Genomic DNA, 19,163 nt, shown 5'->3' on the forward strand with positions numbered 1-19,163 from the left:
CGGTGAACCAGGCCGCCCAATCCGACGCCCCCGCGCCGAGGCCTCGCCTGGGACGACGCTGGAATTCGGCCCGGTTCCAAGGCATTCGCTTCCGGCTGGGCACGGCCATGGCCTTGGCCCTGCTGCCCATCCTGATCCTGATCGTCATCCAGACCCAGGCGGACTTCCGCCGGCAGGCGGATGATCGCCGCACCGATCTGCAACTCGCCGCCGAACGCAGCGCCGGCAGCGCCAAGGCGCGGCTGGACAGCGCCCAGGTTCTGCTGCGCGCGCTCAGCCCCGACGCCCTGGGCCCCTATTGCGCGCCACGCCTGACCGCCCTGGTCGATCGGCTGGAGGGTTATGAGGGCCTTTATCGCCTGAGCCCGACGGGCGAGGCGGTCTGTTCCTCCGGACGTCCCGAGGGATTGCGGTCGGGCGTGACGCCGGCGGCGGGCTCGACCTGGTTCCAACGGCTTCGCCGCGGCGAGGATCTGGTGGTGGTTCGCGCCCCCGTCTACGCCGGCTATCCCGCCGCCCTGATCGTCGCCATCCGGGCCGAACGGCCGATGGGCCGGTTCGACGGCGCCATGGCGGCCGTCATCCCCCTGTCGGCGCTTCAGCCGGACACTCGCGATCCGGCCCTGCCCGACCAGTCCGAAGCGGCCCTGACGGACGCCGCAGGGCGGGTGCTGCTCGCCAGCGACCCCGCCGCCTTCCGCCTGTCGGACGGGGGGGACGTCACCGGCTGGGTGGAGCGGGCGCGAGACCAGGGCTCGGCCGTCTTTGCGGGCAAGGACAGCCAGGGCCAGCGCCGCGACTACGCCGGAGCGGTTCTGGCCGGGGGCGATCTCTACGCCCTGCTCTCGGCGCCGGCGCCGGGACTGTTGTCCTGGGCGCGGCTCAACCCGATCGGCACGCTTCTGCTGCCCCTGGGCGCCTGGCTGACGGCCTTCGCCGCCGTCATGCTGCTGTCCGAGCGGATCTTCATCCGCTGGCTGGACTATCTGGAACGGATCGCCGCCCTCTATGCGCGCGGTCGCTTTTCGGTGCGGCCGCTCCAGGCCATGAACGCCCCGTCGGAAATCCGCGTCATGGCTCGGACCCTGGACGAAATGGCCGAGGCCATCACCCAGCGCGACCGGGAGCTGAACGCCTCCCTGGCCGAAAAGGACGCGCTGATGCGCGAAATCCACCACAGGGTGAAGAACAATCTGCAGATCATCTCCTCGCTTCTGTCGATGCAGCAGCGGGCCCTGACCGACGCCCCGGCCAAGGCGGCGCTGGGCGACACGCGCCAGCGGATTTCGGCCCTGGCCCTGATCTATCGCACCCTGTACCAGAGCGAGGACATCCGCCACGCCGACGCCCGCGACTTCCTGAACGAGCTGGTGGGCCAGCTCATCGCCGGCGAGGCGGTGCGCGGCCATGTGGTGGTCAGTTCGGTGGACGCCGATTCCCTCTATGTCGATCCTGACAAGCTGGCGCCCCTGGCCCTGTGGCTGGTCGAGGCCGTCAACAATGCGCAAAAGCACGCCTTCGCCGGTCGCGGCGGCGCGCTGAAGGTCCGCTTCCGGGTCTATGGCGAGACGTCCATTCTGGAAGTCGAGGACGACGGTCCGGGGGGCTCCGCCGCCGCCGAGGCTGGCGTGGGTCAGACCCTGATGGGCGCCTTCGCCAAACAGCTGCGGGGCGAGACCGAGTTCGTGGAGGCGCCGGGCGGCGGCTCCATCGCCCGCATGACCTTCGCCACGCCCGAAGCCCTGTCGCCCGCCGACCCGGCCGACAAGGCCTGAAGCCGGAGGGAACCGCCGCCGTGGCGTCGCGTTCCTAGGGCAAGACCGACAGAACCCCATGTCGGCTGAACCGGAGCCTTCTCATGCGTAAGATCTTTGTCCTGGTCGCCGCCGCCGCCGCCCTGACCACCGCCGCCTGCAACACCGTCGAAGGCGTGGGCCGCGACACCCAGGCCGCCGGCCAAGCCGTGACCGGCGCCGCCCAAGACGCCAAGAACTAAGCCGCCGCCGCCTCGCCTTCCCGACAGGCGAGCCGCATCGGACTTGCAAGGCCCCGCTTCGTCGGGGCCTTGTTCGTTTCGGGACAGCCTCAGGAGATTGATCGTGAACCAGACCGCCAAGAACGCCGGCCTCGCCCTGATGCGCCAGCACGCCCTGATCGCCGGCGAGCCGATCCCGGCGAACGGGTCAGGCATTGCGGTGGACGACCCCGCGACCGGCGAGGTGATCGGCCATGTCCCCGAGCTGGGCGCCGCAGAGACGGACGCCGCGATCCAAGCTGCCGCCGAGGCCTTTCCCGACTGGTCGCGCGGCGATCCGCACAGGCGTGCGGCCTTTCTGCGCCAGTGGGCCGCCTTGATTGATCAGAACCTCGAAGGCCTGGGCGCCCTGATGGCCTTAGAGAACGGCAAGCCGTTCGAGGAGGCCAAGGGCGAAGTGACCTACGCCAACGGCTTCATCAAATGGTTCGCCGGCGAGGCCGAGCGGCTGATCGGCGAGACCCAGGACAGCCCGCTGGGCCATCTGCTGCTGACCTATCGCGAGGCGGTGGGGCCCTGCGCCCTGATCACCCCGTGGAACTTCCCGGCGGCCATGCTGACGCGCAAACTGGGACCGGCCTTTGCAGCGGGATGCACCGCCGTGGTCAAGCCGGCCAGCCAGACCCCGTTCACGGCCATCGCCCTGGCCGAGCTCGCCTATCAGGCCGGCCTGCCGGTCGGCGCCCTGTCGATCGTGACGGGCGAGGCCTCCGTGATCGGCAAGGTGCTGACGGACAGCCCCCTGATCCGCAAACTGTCCTTCACCGGCTCGACCGGCGTGGGCCGCAAGCTGGCCGAACAGTGCGCCCCGACCTTGAAACGGGTGTCGATGGAACTGGGCGGGGCCGCCCCCCTGATCGTCTTCGCCGACGCCGATCTGGACCTGGCCGTCGCCGAGACCATCAAGGGCAAGTTCAGGAACTCGGGCCAGACCTGCGTCTGCCCCAACCGGGTCTATGTCGAGCGGTCCGTCGCCGAGGCCTATGCCGAGAAGCTGGCGGCCGAGGTGGCGAAGATCAAGGTGGGCGCAGCCTTCGAAGAGGGGGTCAAGGTCGGTCCCCTGATCGAGGACAAGGCGATCGAGAAGGTCGAGAAACATGTGACGGCGGTGAGGGCCGACGGCGGGCGGGTTCTGACAGGCGGATCGCGCCATGCGCTGGGCGGCCGCTTCTTCGAGCCGACCGTGACCCTGGGCGGCGACGACGCCCTGTTCCGCGAGGAAGAGACGTTCGGTCCGATGATCCCGGTCTTCGCCTTCGACACCGAGACCGAGGCGCTGGACAAGGCCAACGCCAGCGAATTCGGCCTGGCCTCCTATCTGTTCACCCGCGACCTGGATCGGGCCATGCGGTTCAGCCGCCGCATCGAGGCGGGCATGTGCGGGGTCAACACCGGCCTGATCTCCACCGCCGTCGCCCCGTTCGGCGGGGTCAAACAGTCCGGCTACGGCCGCGAGGGCTCGATCCACGGCATAGACGAATATGTGGATGTGAAGACCGTGACCCTGGCGTTGAGATGAGGCTCAGACCGGCAGGACCCCGCGCTTGACCACCGATCGCATGGCCACGCTGGACGAGACCCGGTGGACGCCGGGCAGGCGCGTCAGGGTCTTGGCGTGGACCCGTTCCAGATCATCGACGTCGCGCACCACCAGACGCAGCAGATAGTCGGCGCCCCCGGTCATCAGATAGCATTCCATCACCTCGGGCGCGGCGGCGACCGCCTGTTCGAAGGCGCTGAGCGCCGCCTCCGACTGGGACGACAGGGTGACGGTGACGAAGACGCTGATCGGCAGGCCCACGGCCCGTTCGCTGATCACGGCCGCATAATGATCGACCACGCCGGCCGCTTCCAGCGCTCGCAGCCGGCGCAGGCAGGCGCTTTCGGACAGGGCCACCTGACGGGCCAGGTCGGCGTTGGTCATGCGGCCGTCCTGCTGAAGCAGACGAAGCATCTTCCTGTCGGTTCCGTCCAGTTCGACGGCGGAAACGGTCTTCATGGGCCAACCTCTTCGCAGAAAATTCGCATGTACGGCGTTCAGGCCTTGAAATGAACAGGATTCTGCGTCCGGCTCGGCGCTATATCTGCCGTCTGCGATCCGCCCAGGAGAGGCGGAGGTTTGACCCATTCACGGAGAGGCCCCATGCGAGTCGGCGTTCCCAGCGAGATCAAGAAGAACGAACACCGGGTCGGCCTGACGCCGACGGCGGTGCGCGAATATGTGGCCCACGGCCATTCGGTGTCGGTCCAGACCGGCGCCGGCCTGGGCGCCGGCTTCACCGATGCGGATTACGAGAAGGCGGGCGCGACCCTGGTCCCCGACGCGGCGACCGTCTTTGCCAACAACGACATGATCGTGAAGGTCAAGGAGCCGCAGAAGGTCGAGTGGGAGATGCTGCGCGAGGACCAGATCCTCTACACCTATCTGCACCTGGCGCCGGACCCGGAGCAGACCAAGGGCCTCCTGGCGTCGAAATGCGCGGCCGTCGCCTATGAGACCGTGACCGATGCGCGCGGCGGCCTGCCCCTGCTGGCGCCCATGTCCGAAGTCGCCGGTCGGATCGCCGTCTTCTCGGCGGCAGAGACCCTGTTGAAGCACAACGGCGGCATGGGTCTGCTGTTCTGCGGCGTGCCGGGCGTGGCCCCGGCCCGGGTGCTGGTGCTGGGCGGCGGCGTCGTGGGCCTGAACGCGGCGCGGATGGCCATGGGCCTGGGCGCCGAGGTGGTGGTGCTGGAGCGCTCGATCCCGCGCATGGCCTATATCGACGAGGTCACCAACGGCCGCGTCATCACCCGCTATTCCTCGATCGGCGCGATCGAGGAAGAGCTGGTCAAGGCCGATGTGGTGATCGGCGCCGTTCTGGTGCCCGGCGCCTCGGCGCCCAAGCTGGTCAAACGCGAGCACCTGAAGACGATGAAGCCCGGCTCGGTCCTGATCGACGTGGCCATCGACCAGGGCGGCTGTTTCGAGACCTCGCACGCGACCACCCACGAAGACCCGACCTATGTGATCGACGGCGTGGTCCACTATTGCGTCGCCAACATGCCGGGCGCCGCGCCCCGCACCAGCTCCGAAGCCCTGAACAACGCCACCCTGCCCTTCGGCCTGGCCCTGTCGGATCACGGTCTGGAGGCGCTGAAGAAGGACCCGCACCTGGCGCGCGGCCTGAACGTGCTGAAGGGCGAGATCACCTACCCGGCCGTGGCCCAGGCGCTGGGCATGGACTGGAGCGATCCGTTCGGCGTCTGGGCCAAGGGTTGATCCGAGACCTTCCCCCGCTTGCGGGGGAAGTGTCAGGTCGTGGCGCGCAGCGACACGCCTGACGATGGGGGGAGTGTCGCGATACTCCCCTCTCCGACCCTTGATCGCTGCGCGATCGACGGGCCACCTCTCCCGCAAGCGGGAGAGGGACTGATGGCGCCTGTGATTCGCCGTCGTCTTTTGGCATAAGCCCGCGATGAAGTTCCTCGACCAGGCCAAGATCTATATCCGCTCCGGCAACGGCGGCGCGGGCTCCGTGTCGTTCCGACGCGAGAAATTCATTCCCAACGGCGGCCCGGACGGCGGCGACGGCGGCAAGGGCGGCGACGTCTGGATCGAGGCGGTCGAGGGGCTGAACACCCTGATCGACTATCGCTACCAGCAGCATTTCAAGGCCCAGACCGGCCACCACGGCCAAGGTCGCCAGATGCACGGCGGCAAGGGCGAGGACGTGGTGCTGAAGGTTCCGGTCGGCACCCAGGTGCTGGACGAGGACAAGGAGACGGTGCTGCTGGACATGGATACGCCCGGCAAGGTCGAGCTGCTGCTGAAGGGCGGCAACGGCGGCTGGGGCAATGTCCGCTTCAAGGGACCGACCAACCAGGCGCCCGCCTACGCCAACCCCGGCCAGGAGGGCCAGGAGCGTTGGGTCTGGCTGAGGCTGAAACTGATCGCCGACATCGGCCTGGCGGGCCTGCCGAACGCGGGCAAGTCCACCTTCCTGTCGGCGGCCAGCGCGGCCAAGCCCAAGATCGCCGACTATCCCTTCACCACCCTGGCGCCCAATCTGGGCATGGTGGACCTGTCGCCGACCGAACGGTTCGTCATCGCCGACATTCCCGGCCTGATCGAGGGGGCCAGCGAGGGCGCGGGCCTGGGCACCCGCTTCCTGGGGCATGTCGAACGGTCGGCCAGCCTGATCCATCTGATCGACGGGACCCAGGAGGACGTCGCCGAGGCCTACCGGATCATCCGTCACGAGCTGGAAGCCTATGGCGAGGGCCTGGCCGACAAGGCCGAAATCCTGGCGCTGAACAAGATCGACGCCCTGTCGCCTGAGGAGCGCGAAGAGAAGGCGAAGGCCCTGGAGGCGGTCGCGGGCCGCCGGCCCATGCTGGTGTCGGGCGTGTCCGGCGAGGGCGTGCCCGCCCTGCTGCGCGCCGCCTGGGCCGAGGTGAAGAAGACCCGGGGCGCCCTGGCCGGCGACAGCGAAGCGGATCAGGTCTCGGGCTGGCAGCCCTGATTGACGGCGGCCGCGCGCCCGACAGATGTGGCGCGCGCACGTCACCCTGAGATTTCGGCGATCTGGGTCTGCGTGAATGAAGCGGACAACGGTTTTCGATGCTATGCGTTAACCGTGCCAACGGTGAAGCTGGAGCACCCCGCCTGATGCGTCGTTTCTTGATATGGTCGGTTCTGGCCACCCTGGTCGGTCTGGTTTTGGCCGGGACGGGCTATTGGGCCTACTGGAACTTCTATTCGCGCTTCCAGCCCGTCACCATCACGCGCAATCAGGCCCAGATTCAGCAGCTGCTGGACGAGGCTTCCTGGGTCTCGGGCGGCGGTGGGGGCGAACCCCTCTATGTCATCGGCTATCGCGACAGCGCCTCGACCCAGCGTTACGTCCGCGAAGAGATCGACAAGCTGAAGGCGGCCGGGGTGGAGCCCCGCATCATCCTGTTCGCCCGGGCCGACCGGGAAGGCGCAGCCCAGTCCACGGCGGCCGAACGGGCCACCGTCGCCGAACTGTGGCTGACCCGCGACTGGTCGCTGTACCAGCGCTGGATCCAGACACCCGCGCGAGAATGGACGGCGGCCGGCATTCCGGCGGCCGACGGCAATCTGGCCCGCGCCGCCGTGGTCGAGGCCAGTCGTCAGTTCGACGCCCGCCTGACCGAACTGCTGAAGGACGCAGGCGTGCAGATCACCTATCCGCTGGTGCTGTGGCGGGATCGGGACGGATTCCTGAAGGCCTGCGGCTGCGCCGACAACCGCGCCTGGCCGTTCATCCGCGACGACCTGAACGCGCCGGATCGGGTCGGGACGGCCACGCCCGATGCGGACGCCGCCTCGGCGCCTTACGGCGGTGAAACGCCCGCTCCGGGCTCCGATCCCTCCGCCCTGCCCTATCCAAACCTGCCGGCCATTCCGCCGGCCGCCACACCGCCTGGAGCCGCTCCACAGGCTCCAGGCGCGCCGACGCCGGGCGCCCAGGGTTCGGCCCCCAATGGGCAGGCCACAAACCGAACGCCGACGCCACGCGCCGCGCCGACGCCCAAGACCCAGGACGACAGCACCTTTTTCTGATCGGGCTCCCGCCCCTTCACGCCGCCTTCACACCGCCCGGCAGGCCGCGATCAGCCGATCCACGTCCGCGGCGTCCTGATAAAGGCCGAAGCCGAAGCGGATCACGTCGTCGCGGACGTCCGTCACCACCCCCGCCGCCAGCAGGGTCGCGCGCCACGCCTGGGCGTTGGGATGACGCAGGGCCAGGAACCTGGCGCGCGTCCCGTCGCCGACGACGGGGTTCAAAATCTCGGCCTCGCCGAAAACACCCGCCTCGCCCGCACCGACCGCCGCCTGGAACTGCAACGCCAGCGCCCGGCCGTGTTCGGCGACGTCCTCCGTCGTCAGCCCCGCCTGGCTCAGCATCCCGCGGGCGGCGTTGAACCGGTACAGGGCCGAACTGTCGAAGGTGGCCCCCCAGAAACGGCCGCCGTCCGAGCGATACTGAACCCCGCCGCGCGGCCCCGACAGATCCCCGAACTCGGCGAACCAGCCGGTGATCACGGGCCTGGCGCCGAAACCGTCGGGCGCGTGCAGGAAACAGGCGCCCTCGCCCGCCATGGCGTACTTATAGCCGCCGGCGACATAGAAGACCCGGTCCGCGACGCCCGACAGGTCGGTCGGCGTGGCCATGAAGCCGTGATAGCCGTCGATCAGCACCCAGGGCCCTTCCGGCCGGGCCAGCGCCGCCAGAGCCTCGATCCGGTCGAACAGTCCCCCGGTGCGGAAGAAGACGTGGCTGACGACGACCCAGTCGTAGCCCCCGCCCTCGGCCGCCGCGACGAACCGGTCTGCGAAGGTGTCGAACGGGTCCAGGGGCAGGCGCGTGACGACCGCCTGGCCCGCCTCCTCCCACCGCTCGGCCTGGCGACGGAACGAGTGGAACTCTCCGTCTGTCGACAGAATCCGCACGGGCCGGCGCTCGATCGCCGAAAAGACCCGCAGCAGCAGGTCATGGGTGTTGGGGGCGAAGACCAGACTGTCCGGCGACGGCAGCCCCAGCTCGCCCGCGACCTCGGCCTGGGCCCTGGGGATGACCTCGCCGAAGATCAGGTCCCATTTGCGGTCCGCGTGCAGATTGGCGTCGAGCCAGGCCTGCTGCTGGGCCTCGAACGAGGCGTCAGGCCACAGGTGGTGGCTGTGGGCGGCGAAATGCAGACGGCCGGGCGCCAGGGACAGGGCGCGGGAGAACAGGGGCTTAAATGACATGGCGCCATCATGACCGCTTCGGCGGCGGCCGTCGACGTCAACGCCCCTTGCGCAGGCCCAGCATGCCCAGCCAGCCGCCGCTGGTCAGCAGGGCCACGTCCAGCAGAGCCAGCGGCAGAGGAGTCGAGACCGGCGCCGCGATGAAGCGGGCCTTCCATTCCGGGCCGAACTTGCCCTTGTAGCTGCGCAGGCCCTGGAAGCCGTAAAGGGCGCCGCCCTCTTCGAACACCAGGGCGCCCACACGGGCGAAGACGGGGGCGATGCGGCGATCCTCCAGCCCCGCCAGCGGCGCCATGCCCAGGTCGAACTCGGCGATCCCCTCCGCCTTGGCCCATTGGACGCAGCGGGTGAACAGATAGTCCATGACCCCGTGCGGGGCGTCGGGCGTATAGCGCATCAGATCCACCGCCGCCTCGCCCGGCGTGACCAGAAGATTGGCGAAGGCCACGATCCGGTCGCCCTCGCGCATCACCGCCAGCGGCGTCAGGTCCAGATAGTCGATGTCGAAACGGCCCAGGGAGAAGGACTTTTCGGCCCCATTGTGCATGGCCAGCCAGGCGTCAGAAATCGCCCGCAGTTCGCCCTCCAGCGGCCGGGCCGAACCGGGCGGCAGGACTTCGAACCGCGCCCCTTCCCGCTCGGCCCGGTTCAGGGCCGTTCGCAGGTTCTGCTTGCCCTTGCCTTCGGTGGTGAAGGCTTCCGTGCGGATCACCGCCGTCTCGCCGACCTTGCGCAGGGCCAGGCCCATGGTCGCCAGTTCACCCAAAATGTCGTCGCCGACGGAATAGAAGACCGCCGAGCCGCCGTAGCTGTCGGCCATTTCGGCGAAGGCCCAGAGCAGCTCCTGCCGCTCCGTCGTCAGGCCGGCGGGTTCGCCCATGGCGATCCAGCGCCGCCCGCGCACGCGATAGGCCAGGAAGCTGCGGCCCGACGGACTGAACAGCAGGGCCTTGTCGCCCAGCATGGCCAGCCAGGCTTCGGGGGCGGCGGCGTCGGCCGTCTCCAGCGCCTGACGCGCGCGTTCGATCTCCTCGCGCGACGCCGGGCCGTGGCTGTCGGCGCCGGGCGAACTGAGCAGAGACCGGCCTGCGACCAGCAGAGTCAGCAGGGACAGAACCAGACCGGCCCGCAGGAAGCCCGAAGCCTGGCGATCGACCAGGAAGCGCCACCACAGTTCGTCCGAATAGGCCACGTCCCGATAGGCGAAAAAGCCCAGCCACAGCATGGAGATCACCACGGCGATCAACAGCAGCAGCCAGCCGGGCCGCAGAGGCTCGCTGAGACGCGAACGCCGGTTGAAGGCCGAACGGCACGGCGCCAGCAGGACAGCCACGAGGATCAGATCGATCGATTCCCGCCAGTCCAGCCCCTTCAGCAGAGAAAAGACCGCCCCCGCCGCCAGGGCCGCCATCGCCGCCCAATAGGCGCCGCGCCTGCGCCGCCACAGGCCCGCCGACAGCAACAGCAGGATAAAGCCGGCGATGCTGGCCATGAAATGCGACAGGTCGATCAGTATGGGCGAGACGACGCCCGTCAGCAGGCGCAACCGCTCGTCGAACTCGGGCGTCACCGCCGAGATCAGCATCAGCGCCCCCGCGCCGAAGGCGAGGACGGCGAAAACCTGGGGCGTCAGCTCATAGGCCAGCCCGAGCAGCCGCCGCACGAGCCGAGGCCCATAGATGTTCTTCTGGCTCACAGAGCCCCCCGATTCGCCTTTTCCGCCCCATCATAGACCAAGACTCGTCCAACCGGGGCGGGTCCAAGGTCATTTAGAGGCGCGTGAAACAATCCGTAACACGGCGGGTTTGGTCGATGCGGGCGCCGGGCCCGCTTGTACGAGGGTATAGTCCCATGAACATCAAGACCGCTTTTCTGACTAGCGCCGCCGCCGCCTTTCTGATCGCCGCGCCGGCCCTGGCCCAAGACGCCGCCTCGACCCCGCCGGCCTCTCAAGACGCCGCGGCCTCAGCTTCGAGCCAACAGAGCCTGCAACTGACGCCGGGCGTCTCGGTGCAAGGCCCTGACGGCGAGCTGGGCAAGCTGGAAGGCGTTCAGACCAACGCCTCGGGCGCTCAGGAGCTGACTGTCCGCGGCGCGGACGGCCAGGTTCGCGCCGTGCCGCTGAACGGCATTCGCCAGGAAGGCGAAGCCGTTAAGGTGGATTACACCAAGGCTGAGTTCGACGCCGCAGCCGCCATCGAGGGCGAGGCTTCCGCCACCCCCGACGCGACGACGCCGCCCGCTGACGACGCCATGACGTCCCCGACCGCGCCCGAGCCGACGACTGCGCCCGACGCGGCGGACCCGACGCCGCCGACCCTGCCCGCCGAGCCGGCGCCGACTGAACCGACGGACCCCGCGACCTCGAGCGATCCGACGACCCCGCCGGCTAGCCCCCAGGGCTGATCGCGGCAAGCCTCTGACGGCTTGATCCTGGAAGGCGGTCGGCTCAGCCGGCCGCCTTTCCTGTGTCGGTGATCCGAGCCGGACAAAAGAAGGGGCGGTTCCTGCGAACCGCCCCTTCGTCTTATATTGCCTTAAGTCGGGGGTCAGGCGCGACGCTTGACCAGGCCCAACAGGAACAGAAGGATCACGGCGCCGATGGTGGCGACGATGGTCGAACCGATCCAGCCGCCCCAGCTGATGCCCAGGGCGCCGGCGATGAAGCCGCCGATCAGGGCGCCGATGACGCCGACGATCAGATTGGTGATCAGGCCGTGGTTACGACCCATGATCTGTTCCGCGAGCCAGCCCGCGACGATGCCGATGATGATCCAGGCGATAATGCCCATAAGTTTGGTCCCTTCCTTCAAAAGCCAAGCTGCCGACTAAATGCGTCCGCCCCGATCGGGTTGCGCAACCCCGTCCCGATTCCCGGACAGGGGCCGCCAGCCCTTGCGAAGCCCGATCCGGCATGGCGATTGCGAGGTTTCGGGCGAGCCGTGCCAATTCGGGACGGGTTGCAGATGAGGAATTGGGGGCCATGGCCACCGACATCGATCTCCACCTGGGCCGCCGTCTGCGGCGTCGCCGTCGCCTGCTGGGGCTGACGCAACAGCAGTTGGCCGTGCAGGTGGGAATCCGCTTCCAGCAGATTCAAAAATACGAATGCGGCGCCAACCGCATCTCGGCCGCCCGCCTCTGGCAGCTGGCCCAGGCGCTGGAGACGCCGGTCAGCTATTTCTATGACGGCGTCGCCGAGGCGCTGGAGAACAAGGGCGGCCTGCCCACGGCCCAGGAGGTCTTCTCGCGCAAGGAGACCCTGGACCTGATCCAGGCCTATTATCAGCTGGAGGAGCGGCCGCGCCGCCGCCTGCTGGACCTGGCCAAGTCGCTGCACGACTCAAAGGACGTCGCCGCCTGATCTGACGCCTCAGCCGGGCCCCTTTCGGTTCCGTCCCGACCGATCATGCTCTAAGAGCCGCGCATGACCGAGTTCGAATCCTTCGCCGTGGAACTGGCGCACGCAGCCGCGCGCGTCACCCTGCCCTTCTTCCGCTCCGACCTCGGTCATGAGGACAAGGGCGGGGCCAAGGGGTTCGACCCCGTGACCGAGGCCGACAAACAGGCCGAGGCGGCCATTCGCCGCCTGATCGCCGAACGCTATCCCGACCACGGGGTGATCGGCGAGGAATACGGCGAGGACCGCCCCGACGCCGAACATGTGTGGATTCTGGACCCCATAGACGGGACGCGGGCCTTCATCTCGGGCCTGCCGCTGTGGACCACGCTGATCGCCCTGCGCGTCGGCGGCAAGCCGACCGTGGGCTTGATCGCCCAGCCCTATCTGGACGAAATCTTCATCGGCGGCCCGTCCGGCGCCCGGCTGCTGCGCGGCGAAACCGAGACGCCTTTGGCCGTGCGGGCGTGCGAGCATCTGACCGAGGCCGTCATCTCGACCACCGATCCGAACATCTTCAACGGCGCCGAACTGGGCGCCTGGACCCAGGTCCGCGCCGCCGCCCGCCTGGCCCGCCTGGGCTGCGACGCCTACGCCTACGCCATGGTGGCGGCGGGCAGGATGGACCTGGTGGCCGAAACCAGCCTGAAACCCTGGGACTGGTCCGCCCTGGTCCCGGTGATCGAGGCCGCCGGCGGCCGGGTGGTCAACTGGCGCGGGGAGGCGCCGGACGGGAGCGGGCAGATTTTGGCCGTCGGGGATGAACGGCTGATCGAGCAGGCGCTAGTGACGTTGAAGCGGGCGGCGGCCTGAGCAACGGAAGTCGGGATGTCTGCGAGGGGTGGGAAGCGGACGTCGATCTGATAGGCTACCTATATGGGAACGCCAGACTCCACCGTAGCATCTATAGGTTTCTACGGGGACGATCTCGATCCGTCCGAGATATCCCGTGCGCTCGGCTGTGAACCGACTGTCGGCGTTGCCAAAGGCGGAACGTGGACCACTGAGAAGGGGGTTGAGAAGTTCGCCAGAACCGGATCATGGCGGCTCGTGGCTGAAAGATGCCCGGCTGCCGATCTCGATGCTCAGATCGGGATTCTGTTGTCCAAGATGAACGATGACTTGGAGGCGTGGCAAACGCTCGCGGGTCGCTTTCGGGGCCGCGTCTTCTGCGGCGTGTTCCTCGCGTCCGGTAACGATGGCCTGACGTTGAGGCCGGAAACCCAGCTCATGATCGGCCAGCGCGGCCTCATGTTGGACCTCGACATCTACGAGCAGACTGATCCCGACTGAATGTCCGCAACGGGTCGATTTGCGAAATGGACCTAGGCGCCGAAGTCCGACCTTGCCCTAACCTCAGCGGCAAAAATCTCTACTGTCGTCATCCTCGGGCTTGACCCGAGGACCGGGCGCGGATCGGGCTCTGCGCTTGCCCCTTCGCACAAGCGGCGGATCGTTCGATCCTCGGGTCAAGCCCGAGGATGACGACAGGGGGGCGTCGCGCCCCTCACGCCACCGACGGCGTCTCTTCCGTCACGTCCTCGACCCGCGCCGACGGATCGGCCGCAATCCCCTTGGGCGGGGAGACATATTCCGCCATGGCGTCGAACTCGTCGAGGAAGACGGCGCGCATGGGGTCGGCTTCCATAATGACTTCGTGCTTGGCGCCGGGGACCTCGACATAGCGGCCGCGGCCCAGGCGTTTGGCGGCCCAGCGGGCGGTCTGTTTCCAGACCACGTCGTCGGCGTCGGCCTGGACGATGGCGACCGGGATCTTGACCGTCTTGAGGGCCTTGGGCTTGAGCGCGCGTTCGCCGGCGTCCAGCGCGAAGGCCAGCCAGCCGTAGGTGGGGCCGCCGATGGCCAGGTGTGGGCAGGCGTAGAGCTGTTGGCGCCACATCTCATAACGGGTCTCGTCCGAGGTCAGGGCGTCCTCGGCGAAGGTGTGGTCGAACGGATCGTCCGGGTCGCCCAGCAGATAGTCGCCGGCGTGGCCGTGGCGGATGCTCCAGCGCACCGCCAGCTTGACCGACCACATCGACCGTTTGCCGGTCTTGATCCGCAGCATGGGGCTGGACAGGACGGCGCCCGAGAAGCGGGTCTCCCCGGCTTGCAGGGTCAGCAGGTTCAGACAGGCGCCCATCGAATGGCCGACCATGATCCAGGGCTTGGGGCACTGGTCCTCGAAGGCGTCCAGCAGCCGGCCGTAGTCGTCCAGAAACTCCTCCACCGCCCGGGCATGACCCTTCAGCCGGTCGGGCAGCAGCCGGGCCGACAGGCCCTGGCCGCGCCAGTCATGGGTCAGGACGCACCAGCCGCGGGCCAGGAAGTTGCCGATAACCTCGAAATATTTCTCGATCGGCTCGGTGCGGCCGGGGCTGAGCACCACGGTGCCGCGCGGCTGTTCCGCAGTCAGGTGCGACGGCTTCCAAATGGCCGCGCGCAACCGCATGCCACCGGCGCCCCGATACCATTCGCCCTTGCCGCCGGGCGGCGAGGACGCGCCGGGAACCCCCATAAGAGGTGCGTTGGCGGCGAAGGCTTGGGCGCGGTTCACTCGGGCTTCCTGAACTTCAAGGTCATACGGTCGCTTTCGCCGATCGCTTCAAACTTGGATCGGTCGAAGGTCGGGTCGGCGGGCTGGCCCTGGGGAGCGGTCAGACGCATCGGCGGCAGGGTGTCGACACCGAACGGATGGTCCTTGGTGTCCTTCTCATTGGCGTTGATCTCGGAGGCCGCGACGAAGACGAAGCCGGCCTCGGCCGCCAGCTGTTTGACGAAGGCTTCCTGGACATAGCCGTTGGCGGCCACCGGATCCTGGTCCTCTTCCGGCGCCAGGCGATGCTGCTCGACCCCCACAATCCCGCCGGGCTTGAGCGCCGCAAAGGCGTCGGCGAAGGCCTTTTCGGCGATGCCCGCCGCCATCCAGCCGTGCAGGGTGCGCATGAACAGGCACAGGTCCACCGTCCCGGCCGGCGCCACGGGGCCGGAGGCCGCGCCGAAGGTGGTGAACTGGGGCTCGCCGTACAGCTTCTTGTCCGCACTGAACCGGGTCTGGAAGGCGGCGTTCAGCGCGGTCTGGGCCGGGTCGGCGGCGGGGCCCTCGGGAAAGAGGGCGGCGATATAGCTGCCCTTGCCGCGCGCCAGATAGGGGGCCAGGATTTCGGTGTACCAGCCGCTGCCCGGCCAGAATTCGACCACCGTCATACGGGGCTGAAGGCCGAAGAAGCGCAGGGTCTCCATCGGGTGGCGAAAGGCGTCGCGCGGCCGGTCCTGGGCGCGCCAGGGGCCGGCGACGGCCCATTCCAGCGAACCTTCCGGCGGACCGGAGGGGGCCGGCGGCGCCTCGGGAGCGGCCTCTTTCTTGCGGCCGCAGGCGGCCAGGCCGGTCAGGGCCAGACCGGTCGCGCCGGTCAGCAGGAAGCGGCGGGACAGGCCGTGGGACGTCGCAGAAAGATCAACCATCAAAACACCCCCTCGGAAGCCGGCCCCCGCGTCCGGCTAACCTTGGTCGAACGGGCTTACCCACGTTCGCGACGCGGGTCAAAAGGGACTATTCGGGTTTGCGGAAACGCAGGGTCATACGGTCGCTTTCGCCGATCGCGTCGAAGGCCGCGCGCTGGTCCGGGGTCAGGGCGCCCGAGCCGTCGCGGGCCTGGGACTGGCGCACCGGCGGCAGGGTCCAGACGCCGAACGGATGGTCGTGATCATCCCTGGGGTTGGCGTTCAGCTCGCTGCGCGCCTCCAGCACGAAGCCGGCGTCCTGGGCCTCATGGATCACATAGCTTTCGGGGACATAGCCGGTGGAGGCGACCTCGGCGACGTTCAGCCCCTCGGCGCTGCGGTGCTGCTCGACCGCCAATACGCCGCCCGGCTTCAGGGCGGCGTAAAACGCCTTCAGATAGGGCTCGGTGCGGCCGTCGCGCGACCAGTTGTGGAAGGCGCGGGCCACCAGGATGAAGTCGGCCGAACCGGGCGCGACCTCCATGGACTCCAGCGGGCGGTTGACGGCGACATAACGGCCCCCGGTCGCGGCGGCGTAGGGTTCGAGAATATGCCGCCACCAGCTGGCGCGGCCGGGTTCGATCTCCACCACCGTCATGCCGGGCTGCAGCCCCCAGAAGGTCAGGGATTCGTAAGGATGACGGGCGGCGTCGCGGGCGCGGTCCTCGGCCGGGCGAGTCGGGGCGGCGACGGCGGCCTGAAGCGCCTTATCTTCCTCCAGGATCGGCAGGGTGCTGGACAGGGCCGAGCGCGGCGGGGTCCAGGCGCCTTCCGTCTGGGCTGGGACGGTTTGGGCGGCGGCGGGAAGGGCGACGAGGACGGCGGCGAGGCCGAGCAGATGAAGGCGCATGGGGGACGGGCTCCTGGTGCGGGTCACCTTCCTTAAGAGACCTGAGGACAGGCGCAAATGACGATCCCGAGACACCGACATTCGGTCGCAGCCTGGGCGCCCCTTGACGGCCGATCTGCGCCTCCCATCTTTGTTTCCGAGAGCGCCGATGTCGGGCTCTCCGGACGGACGAGGCCGGTTTCGGGTCGTCGGTCTGAACTCCCACCGTCCGGGCAAATCGCCGGGCGGCTCAACCTTGCTGATCCTCAGGAGGATGCTGATGCGTACCTATGATTTCACCCCGCTGTACCGTTCGGCCGTCGGTTTCGACCGCCTGGCCAATCTGCTGGAAACCGCCGCGCGGACCAGCCAGGACAGCGGCTATCCCCCGTACAATATCGAGACCACGGGCGAGAACGCCTATCGCATCGAGATCGCCGTCGCCGGATTTTCTCCCGACGAGCTGAACATCGAGGTGAAGGAGAATCTGCTGACCGTGACCGGGCGCAAGACCGCCAATGACGACGCCGCCGCGCAGAAGACCTATCTGCACCGCGGCCTGGCCGAGCGCGACTTCGAACGCCGCTTCCAGCTGGCCGACTATGTGGTCGTGACCGAGGCCAATCTGGTCAACGGCCTGCTGTCGATCTCGCTGAAGCGCGAGCTGCCCGAGGCGCTGAAGCCCCGCCGGATCGAGATCGGCGGCGCCCAGCCCCTGATCGAGGGCAAGACCGAGAAGCCCAAGGCGGCCTGATCGGTCCCACAGAACTGGAGAAGGGCGGCGTTCGCGCCGCCCTTTTTTATGTCGCCAGGTGCGCGAAGGCGGCGACCACCTGTTCATAGGCCGGGCGTTTGAACGGCACGATCAGGTCGCAGGCCTCGGACAGATCGCCCCAGCGCCAGGCGTCGAACTCGACCTCCTCGTCGGCCTGCAGGTCGATCTCGCTGTCCTGGCCGGTGAAGCGGAAGGCGAACCACTGCTGGCGCTGCCCCTTGAAGCCGCGCCAGGCCTTGGGATTGTCCATCGCCTCGGGCGGGAAGTCGTACAGGATCCAGTCGTCGGTCCGGGCGAGGAACTCCACCGAGGTCACGCCGGTCTCTTCCTTCAACTCGCGCAGTGCGGCCGCCGTCAGATCCTCGCCGTCATCCACCCCGCCCTGCGGAAACTGCCAGTTATGCGGTCCCGGCGTCGCGTGTCGCCGGCCGTACCAGACCTGGCCGTCGGCGTTGAACAGCACGACACCGACATTGGGGCGGTAGAGGGTGAGGTCGGTCATCGAGTGGCGAGTGGCGGGTGGCGATTGGCGAGGAAGAACGAACGCACCTGTGCGCTCGGACGGCGAGCGTCCTTACTCGCCACTCGCCACTCGCCACTCGCCACTTCCTAGCGCCCCGGCCGAAGCGTCATCGCAGACGCCGGCGCCAGTTGCAGGCCGCGCTGCTCCAGGCCGGCGGTCCAGCGGGCGGCGGCCTCGACCGTGACCGGATAGGCGAAGCCGGTCCCCATGGCCGAGCCGCGCAGCTTGGCCTGGGCCTCCAGACTGTTCAGGGCGCCGATGATGGCGGCGGGCGACTGGGTCTGGTCGATCACCTTGTCGGCGCTGGCCCTGGCCCAGGCGCCGGGGCGGCGCTGGAAGGAGCCGTCGTCCAGGAAGGCGAGACCCTTCTGGCGCAGAATCGTCAGGAAGGCGCCCATGCCCGCGTCCGAACCGGCGAACCGGTCGCCCAGATAGTTGGTCACGCCGAAATAGCCTGTGGCGCGACCCAGCAGCCAGTCCAGCTTGGCCTCGACGTCGTCGGGCGTGCCGTTGGCCAAAAGCGTATAGGGGCCGGGGTCGTTGTCGGGATAGCCGGTCGGCTCCATCGGCATTTCCAGCATGACCTCATGGCCCTGGGCCCTTGCCTGGTCGATCCAGGACTGGAGATTGTCGGCATAGGGCACGAAGCTGAGGGTCACCTCGGCCGGCAGGCGTTCGATGGCGGCGCGGGTGGTGACGGCGTTCAGCCCCAGGCCGCCGACGATCAGGGCCACGCGCGGCTTGCCGTTCGAGCGGAAGGGCCGGGCGTAGGCCTGGGCCGGGACGCGGCCGTCGGGCGCGATCATCGGCAGGGGACCGCTGGGGCCGGGCTGGGACAGGCCGGCGATCGGCGCCTTGGGCAGGGGCGAGGCCGGCTGGACCGGGGCGCTGTAGCTGGCGCCGCCCGCGACGGAAGCGCCGTCCGGCAAGGTGATCAAGGCCTCGCCGCCCGCCGCGCCGGACGTATCTCCGCCTCCCGTCAAATCCTGATAAAGACCCATGGCCCCCATGGAGAAGGCCTCGAATCCGGTCGGGGCGGGAGCGTCCGGCGCGGCCGGCGCCCGGTGCAGGGCGATGCGGGCCGAAGGCGCGCCCGCGCGCGGGTCGCCCAGGACGGTCAAGAAGAGGGCGGTGGAGGTCAGCAGGAAGACGCCGGCCAGGGCCGCGACCACCGGCGGCTTCTTCAGCACGGCGACGAGGGGCTTCAGGCTCGGCTTGGCGCGGGGCGCCGGCGGGGCGCCGGCGGCGGCGGCGAGGGCGGACTGGCGTTTGGCGAACATGGACACGGGGCGGAATCCTTCACCCCCATGCTGCCATGCGCCCGGTTAAGAAATCCTAAC

At 68.7% G+C, this 19,163-nt stretch carries 20 protein-coding genes; 11 read left to right on the forward strand and 9 right to left on the reverse strand.

The window, feature by feature from the left end; translation table 11 throughout:
• Positions 1 to 2 precede the first annotated feature (2 nt).
• The 3 genes from phyK to ACW178_RS00830 all read left to right on the forward strand — a co-directional run bounded on the left by phyK (position 3) and on the right by ACW178_RS00830 (position 3,554).
• Positions 3 to 1,775: a sensor histidine kinase PhyK gene (phyK, locus tag ACW178_RS00820; RefSeq protein WP_321208007.1), complete on the forward strand. Its 1,773-nt coding sequence runs from the start codon at positions 3 to 5 to the stop codon at positions 1,773 to 1,775.
• Positions 1,776 to 1,858: 83 nt separating this feature from the next.
• Positions 1,859 to 1,996: an entericidin A/B family lipoprotein gene (locus tag ACW178_RS00825; protein WP_017505506.1), complete on the forward strand. Its 138-nt coding sequence runs from the start codon at positions 1,859 to 1,861 to the stop codon at positions 1,994 to 1,996.
• 103 nt (positions 1,997 to 2,099) lie between these two features.
• A complete protein-coding gene (locus ACW178_RS00830; RefSeq protein ID WP_263596066.1) occupies positions 2,100 to 3,554 on the forward strand; it encodes an NAD-dependent succinate-semialdehyde dehydrogenase in 1,455 nt (484 codons plus the stop codon).
• 3 nt (positions 3,555 to 3,557) lie between these two features.
• Here the strand turns inward: ACW178_RS00830 and ACW178_RS00835 are convergent, their stop codons facing one another.
• Entirely contained in the window at positions 3,558 to 4,034 is a 477-nt protein-coding gene (locus ACW178_RS00835) for an Lrp/AsnC family transcriptional regulator (protein WP_152948989.1), read from the reverse strand.
• Between the two features lie 144 nt (positions 4,035 to 4,178).
• Here ACW178_RS00835 and ald point away from each other — a divergent pair, with 144 nt between their 5' ends.
• From ald to ACW178_RS00850, 3 genes are all read left to right on the forward strand, one after another.
• Positions 4,179 to 5,297 (forward strand): alanine dehydrogenase, encoded by a 1,119-nt coding sequence (gene ald, locus ACW178_RS00840; protein ID WP_287105735.1) that lies wholly within the window; start codon positions 4,179 to 4,181, stop codon positions 5,295 to 5,297.
• Positions 5,298 to 5,493: 196 nt separating this feature from the next.
• Positions 5,494 to 6,540 (forward strand): GTPase ObgE, encoded by a 1,047-nt coding sequence (gene obgE / locus ACW178_RS00845; RefSeq protein WP_287105733.1) that lies wholly within the window; start codon positions 5,494 to 5,496, stop codon positions 6,538 to 6,540.
• A gap of 146 nt (positions 6,541 to 6,686) precedes the next feature.
• On the forward strand, positions 6,687 to 7,604 hold the full coding sequence (locus ACW178_RS00850) for a hypothetical protein (RefSeq protein WP_287105731.1): 918 nt from the start codon (positions 6,687 to 6,689) through the stop codon (positions 7,602 to 7,604).
• 27 nt (positions 7,605 to 7,631) lie between these two features.
• Here ACW178_RS00850 and ACW178_RS00855 read toward each other — a convergent pair whose 3' ends face one another.
• Positions 7,632 to 8,792, reverse strand: a complete 1,161-nt coding sequence (locus tag ACW178_RS00855; protein WP_287105729.1) for a kynureninase/PvdN C-terminal domain-containing protein — start codon at positions 8,790 to 8,792, stop codon at positions 7,632 to 7,634.
• Between the two features lie 37 nt (positions 8,793 to 8,829).
• A complete protein-coding gene (locus tag ACW178_RS00860; RefSeq protein WP_287105728.1) occupies positions 8,830 to 10,488 on the reverse strand; it encodes a GNAT family N-acetyltransferase in 1,659 nt (552 codons plus the stop codon).
• Positions 10,489 to 10,643: 155 nt separating this feature from the next.
• On the opposite strand from ACW178_RS00860, the gene ACW178_RS00865 reads away from it, so the two are divergent.
• Positions 10,644 to 11,198, forward strand: coding sequence for a hypothetical protein (locus ACW178_RS00865; protein ID WP_287105727.1), 555 nt, complete (start codon positions 10,644 to 10,646; stop codon positions 11,196 to 11,198).
• A 143-nt stretch (positions 11,199 to 11,341) separates the two neighbouring features.
• Here ACW178_RS00865 and ACW178_RS00870 read toward each other — a convergent pair whose 3' ends face one another.
• The gene (locus ACW178_RS00870) at positions 11,342 to 11,584 is read right to left on the reverse strand and encodes a GlsB/YeaQ/YmgE family stress response membrane protein (RefSeq protein WP_007442559.1); all 243 of its coding nucleotides are present in this window, start codon (positions 11,582 to 11,584) and stop codon (positions 11,342 to 11,344) included.
• A 191-nt stretch (positions 11,585 to 11,775) separates the two neighbouring features.
• On the opposite strand from ACW178_RS00870, the gene ACW178_RS00875 reads away from it, so the two are divergent.
• The 3 genes from ACW178_RS00875 to ACW178_RS00885 all read left to right on the forward strand — a co-directional run bounded on the left by ACW178_RS00875 (position 11,776) and on the right by ACW178_RS00885 (position 13,485).
• Entirely contained in the window at positions 11,776 to 12,156 is a 381-nt protein-coding gene (locus tag ACW178_RS00875; protein WP_054764069.1) for a helix-turn-helix domain-containing protein, read from the forward strand.
• A gap of 63 nt (positions 12,157 to 12,219) precedes the next feature.
• Positions 12,220 to 13,005 carry a histidinol-phosphatase gene (gene hisN, locus ACW178_RS00880; protein WP_287105726.1) on the forward strand — a complete coding sequence of 262 codons (786 nt, stop codon included), beginning with the start codon at positions 12,220 to 12,222 and terminating at the stop codon, positions 13,003 to 13,005.
• A gap of 63 nt (positions 13,006 to 13,068) precedes the next feature.
• Positions 13,069 to 13,485 carry a DUF4279 domain-containing protein gene (locus ACW178_RS00885; protein WP_183218142.1) on the forward strand — a complete coding sequence of 139 codons (417 nt, stop codon included), beginning with the start codon at positions 13,069 to 13,071 and terminating at the stop codon, positions 13,483 to 13,485.
• Between the two features lie 214 nt (positions 13,486 to 13,699).
• Here the strand turns inward: ACW178_RS00885 and ACW178_RS00890 are convergent, their stop codons facing one another.
• From ACW178_RS00890 to ACW178_RS00900, 3 genes are all read right to left on the reverse strand, one after another.
• Positions 13,700 to 14,749: an alpha/beta fold hydrolase gene (locus tag ACW178_RS00890; protein ID WP_287105724.1), complete on the reverse strand. Its 1,050-nt coding sequence runs from the start codon at positions 14,747 to 14,749 to the stop codon at positions 13,700 to 13,702.
• Positions 14,746 to 15,657 (reverse strand): class I SAM-dependent methyltransferase, encoded by a 912-nt coding sequence (locus ACW178_RS00895; protein WP_287105722.1) that lies wholly within the window; start codon positions 15,655 to 15,657, stop codon positions 14,746 to 14,748. The genes ACW178_RS00890 and ACW178_RS00895 overlap by 4 nt, the downstream gene beginning before the upstream one ends.
• Before the next feature lie 88 nt (positions 15,658 to 15,745).
• Positions 15,746 to 16,546 (reverse strand): class I SAM-dependent methyltransferase, encoded by an 801-nt coding sequence (locus ACW178_RS00900; RefSeq protein WP_287105721.1) that lies wholly within the window; start codon positions 16,544 to 16,546, stop codon positions 15,746 to 15,748.
• Positions 16,547 to 16,805: 259 nt separating this feature from the next.
• On the opposite strand from ACW178_RS00900, the gene ACW178_RS00905 reads away from it, so the two are divergent.
• On the forward strand, positions 16,806 to 17,279 hold the full coding sequence (locus tag ACW178_RS00905) for an Hsp20 family protein (RefSeq protein ID WP_054766743.1): 474 nt from the start codon (positions 16,806 to 16,808) through the stop codon (positions 17,277 to 17,279).
• 46 nt (positions 17,280 to 17,325) lie between these two features.
• Here ACW178_RS00905 and ACW178_RS00910 read toward each other — a convergent pair whose 3' ends face one another.
• On the reverse strand, positions 17,326 to 17,802 hold the full coding sequence (locus ACW178_RS00910) for an RNA pyrophosphohydrolase (protein WP_183218132.1): 477 nt from the start codon (positions 17,800 to 17,802) through the stop codon (positions 17,326 to 17,328).
• 107 nt (positions 17,803 to 17,909) lie between these two features.
• On the reverse strand, positions 17,910 to 19,103 hold the full coding sequence (locus ACW178_RS00915; protein WP_287105752.1) for a divergent polysaccharide deacetylase family protein: 1,194 nt from the start codon (positions 19,101 to 19,103) through the stop codon (positions 17,910 to 17,912).
• Between the last annotated feature and the right edge of the window lie 60 nt (positions 19,104 to 19,163).

Source organism: Brevundimonas sp. AVps4 (genome assembly GCF_058681525.1).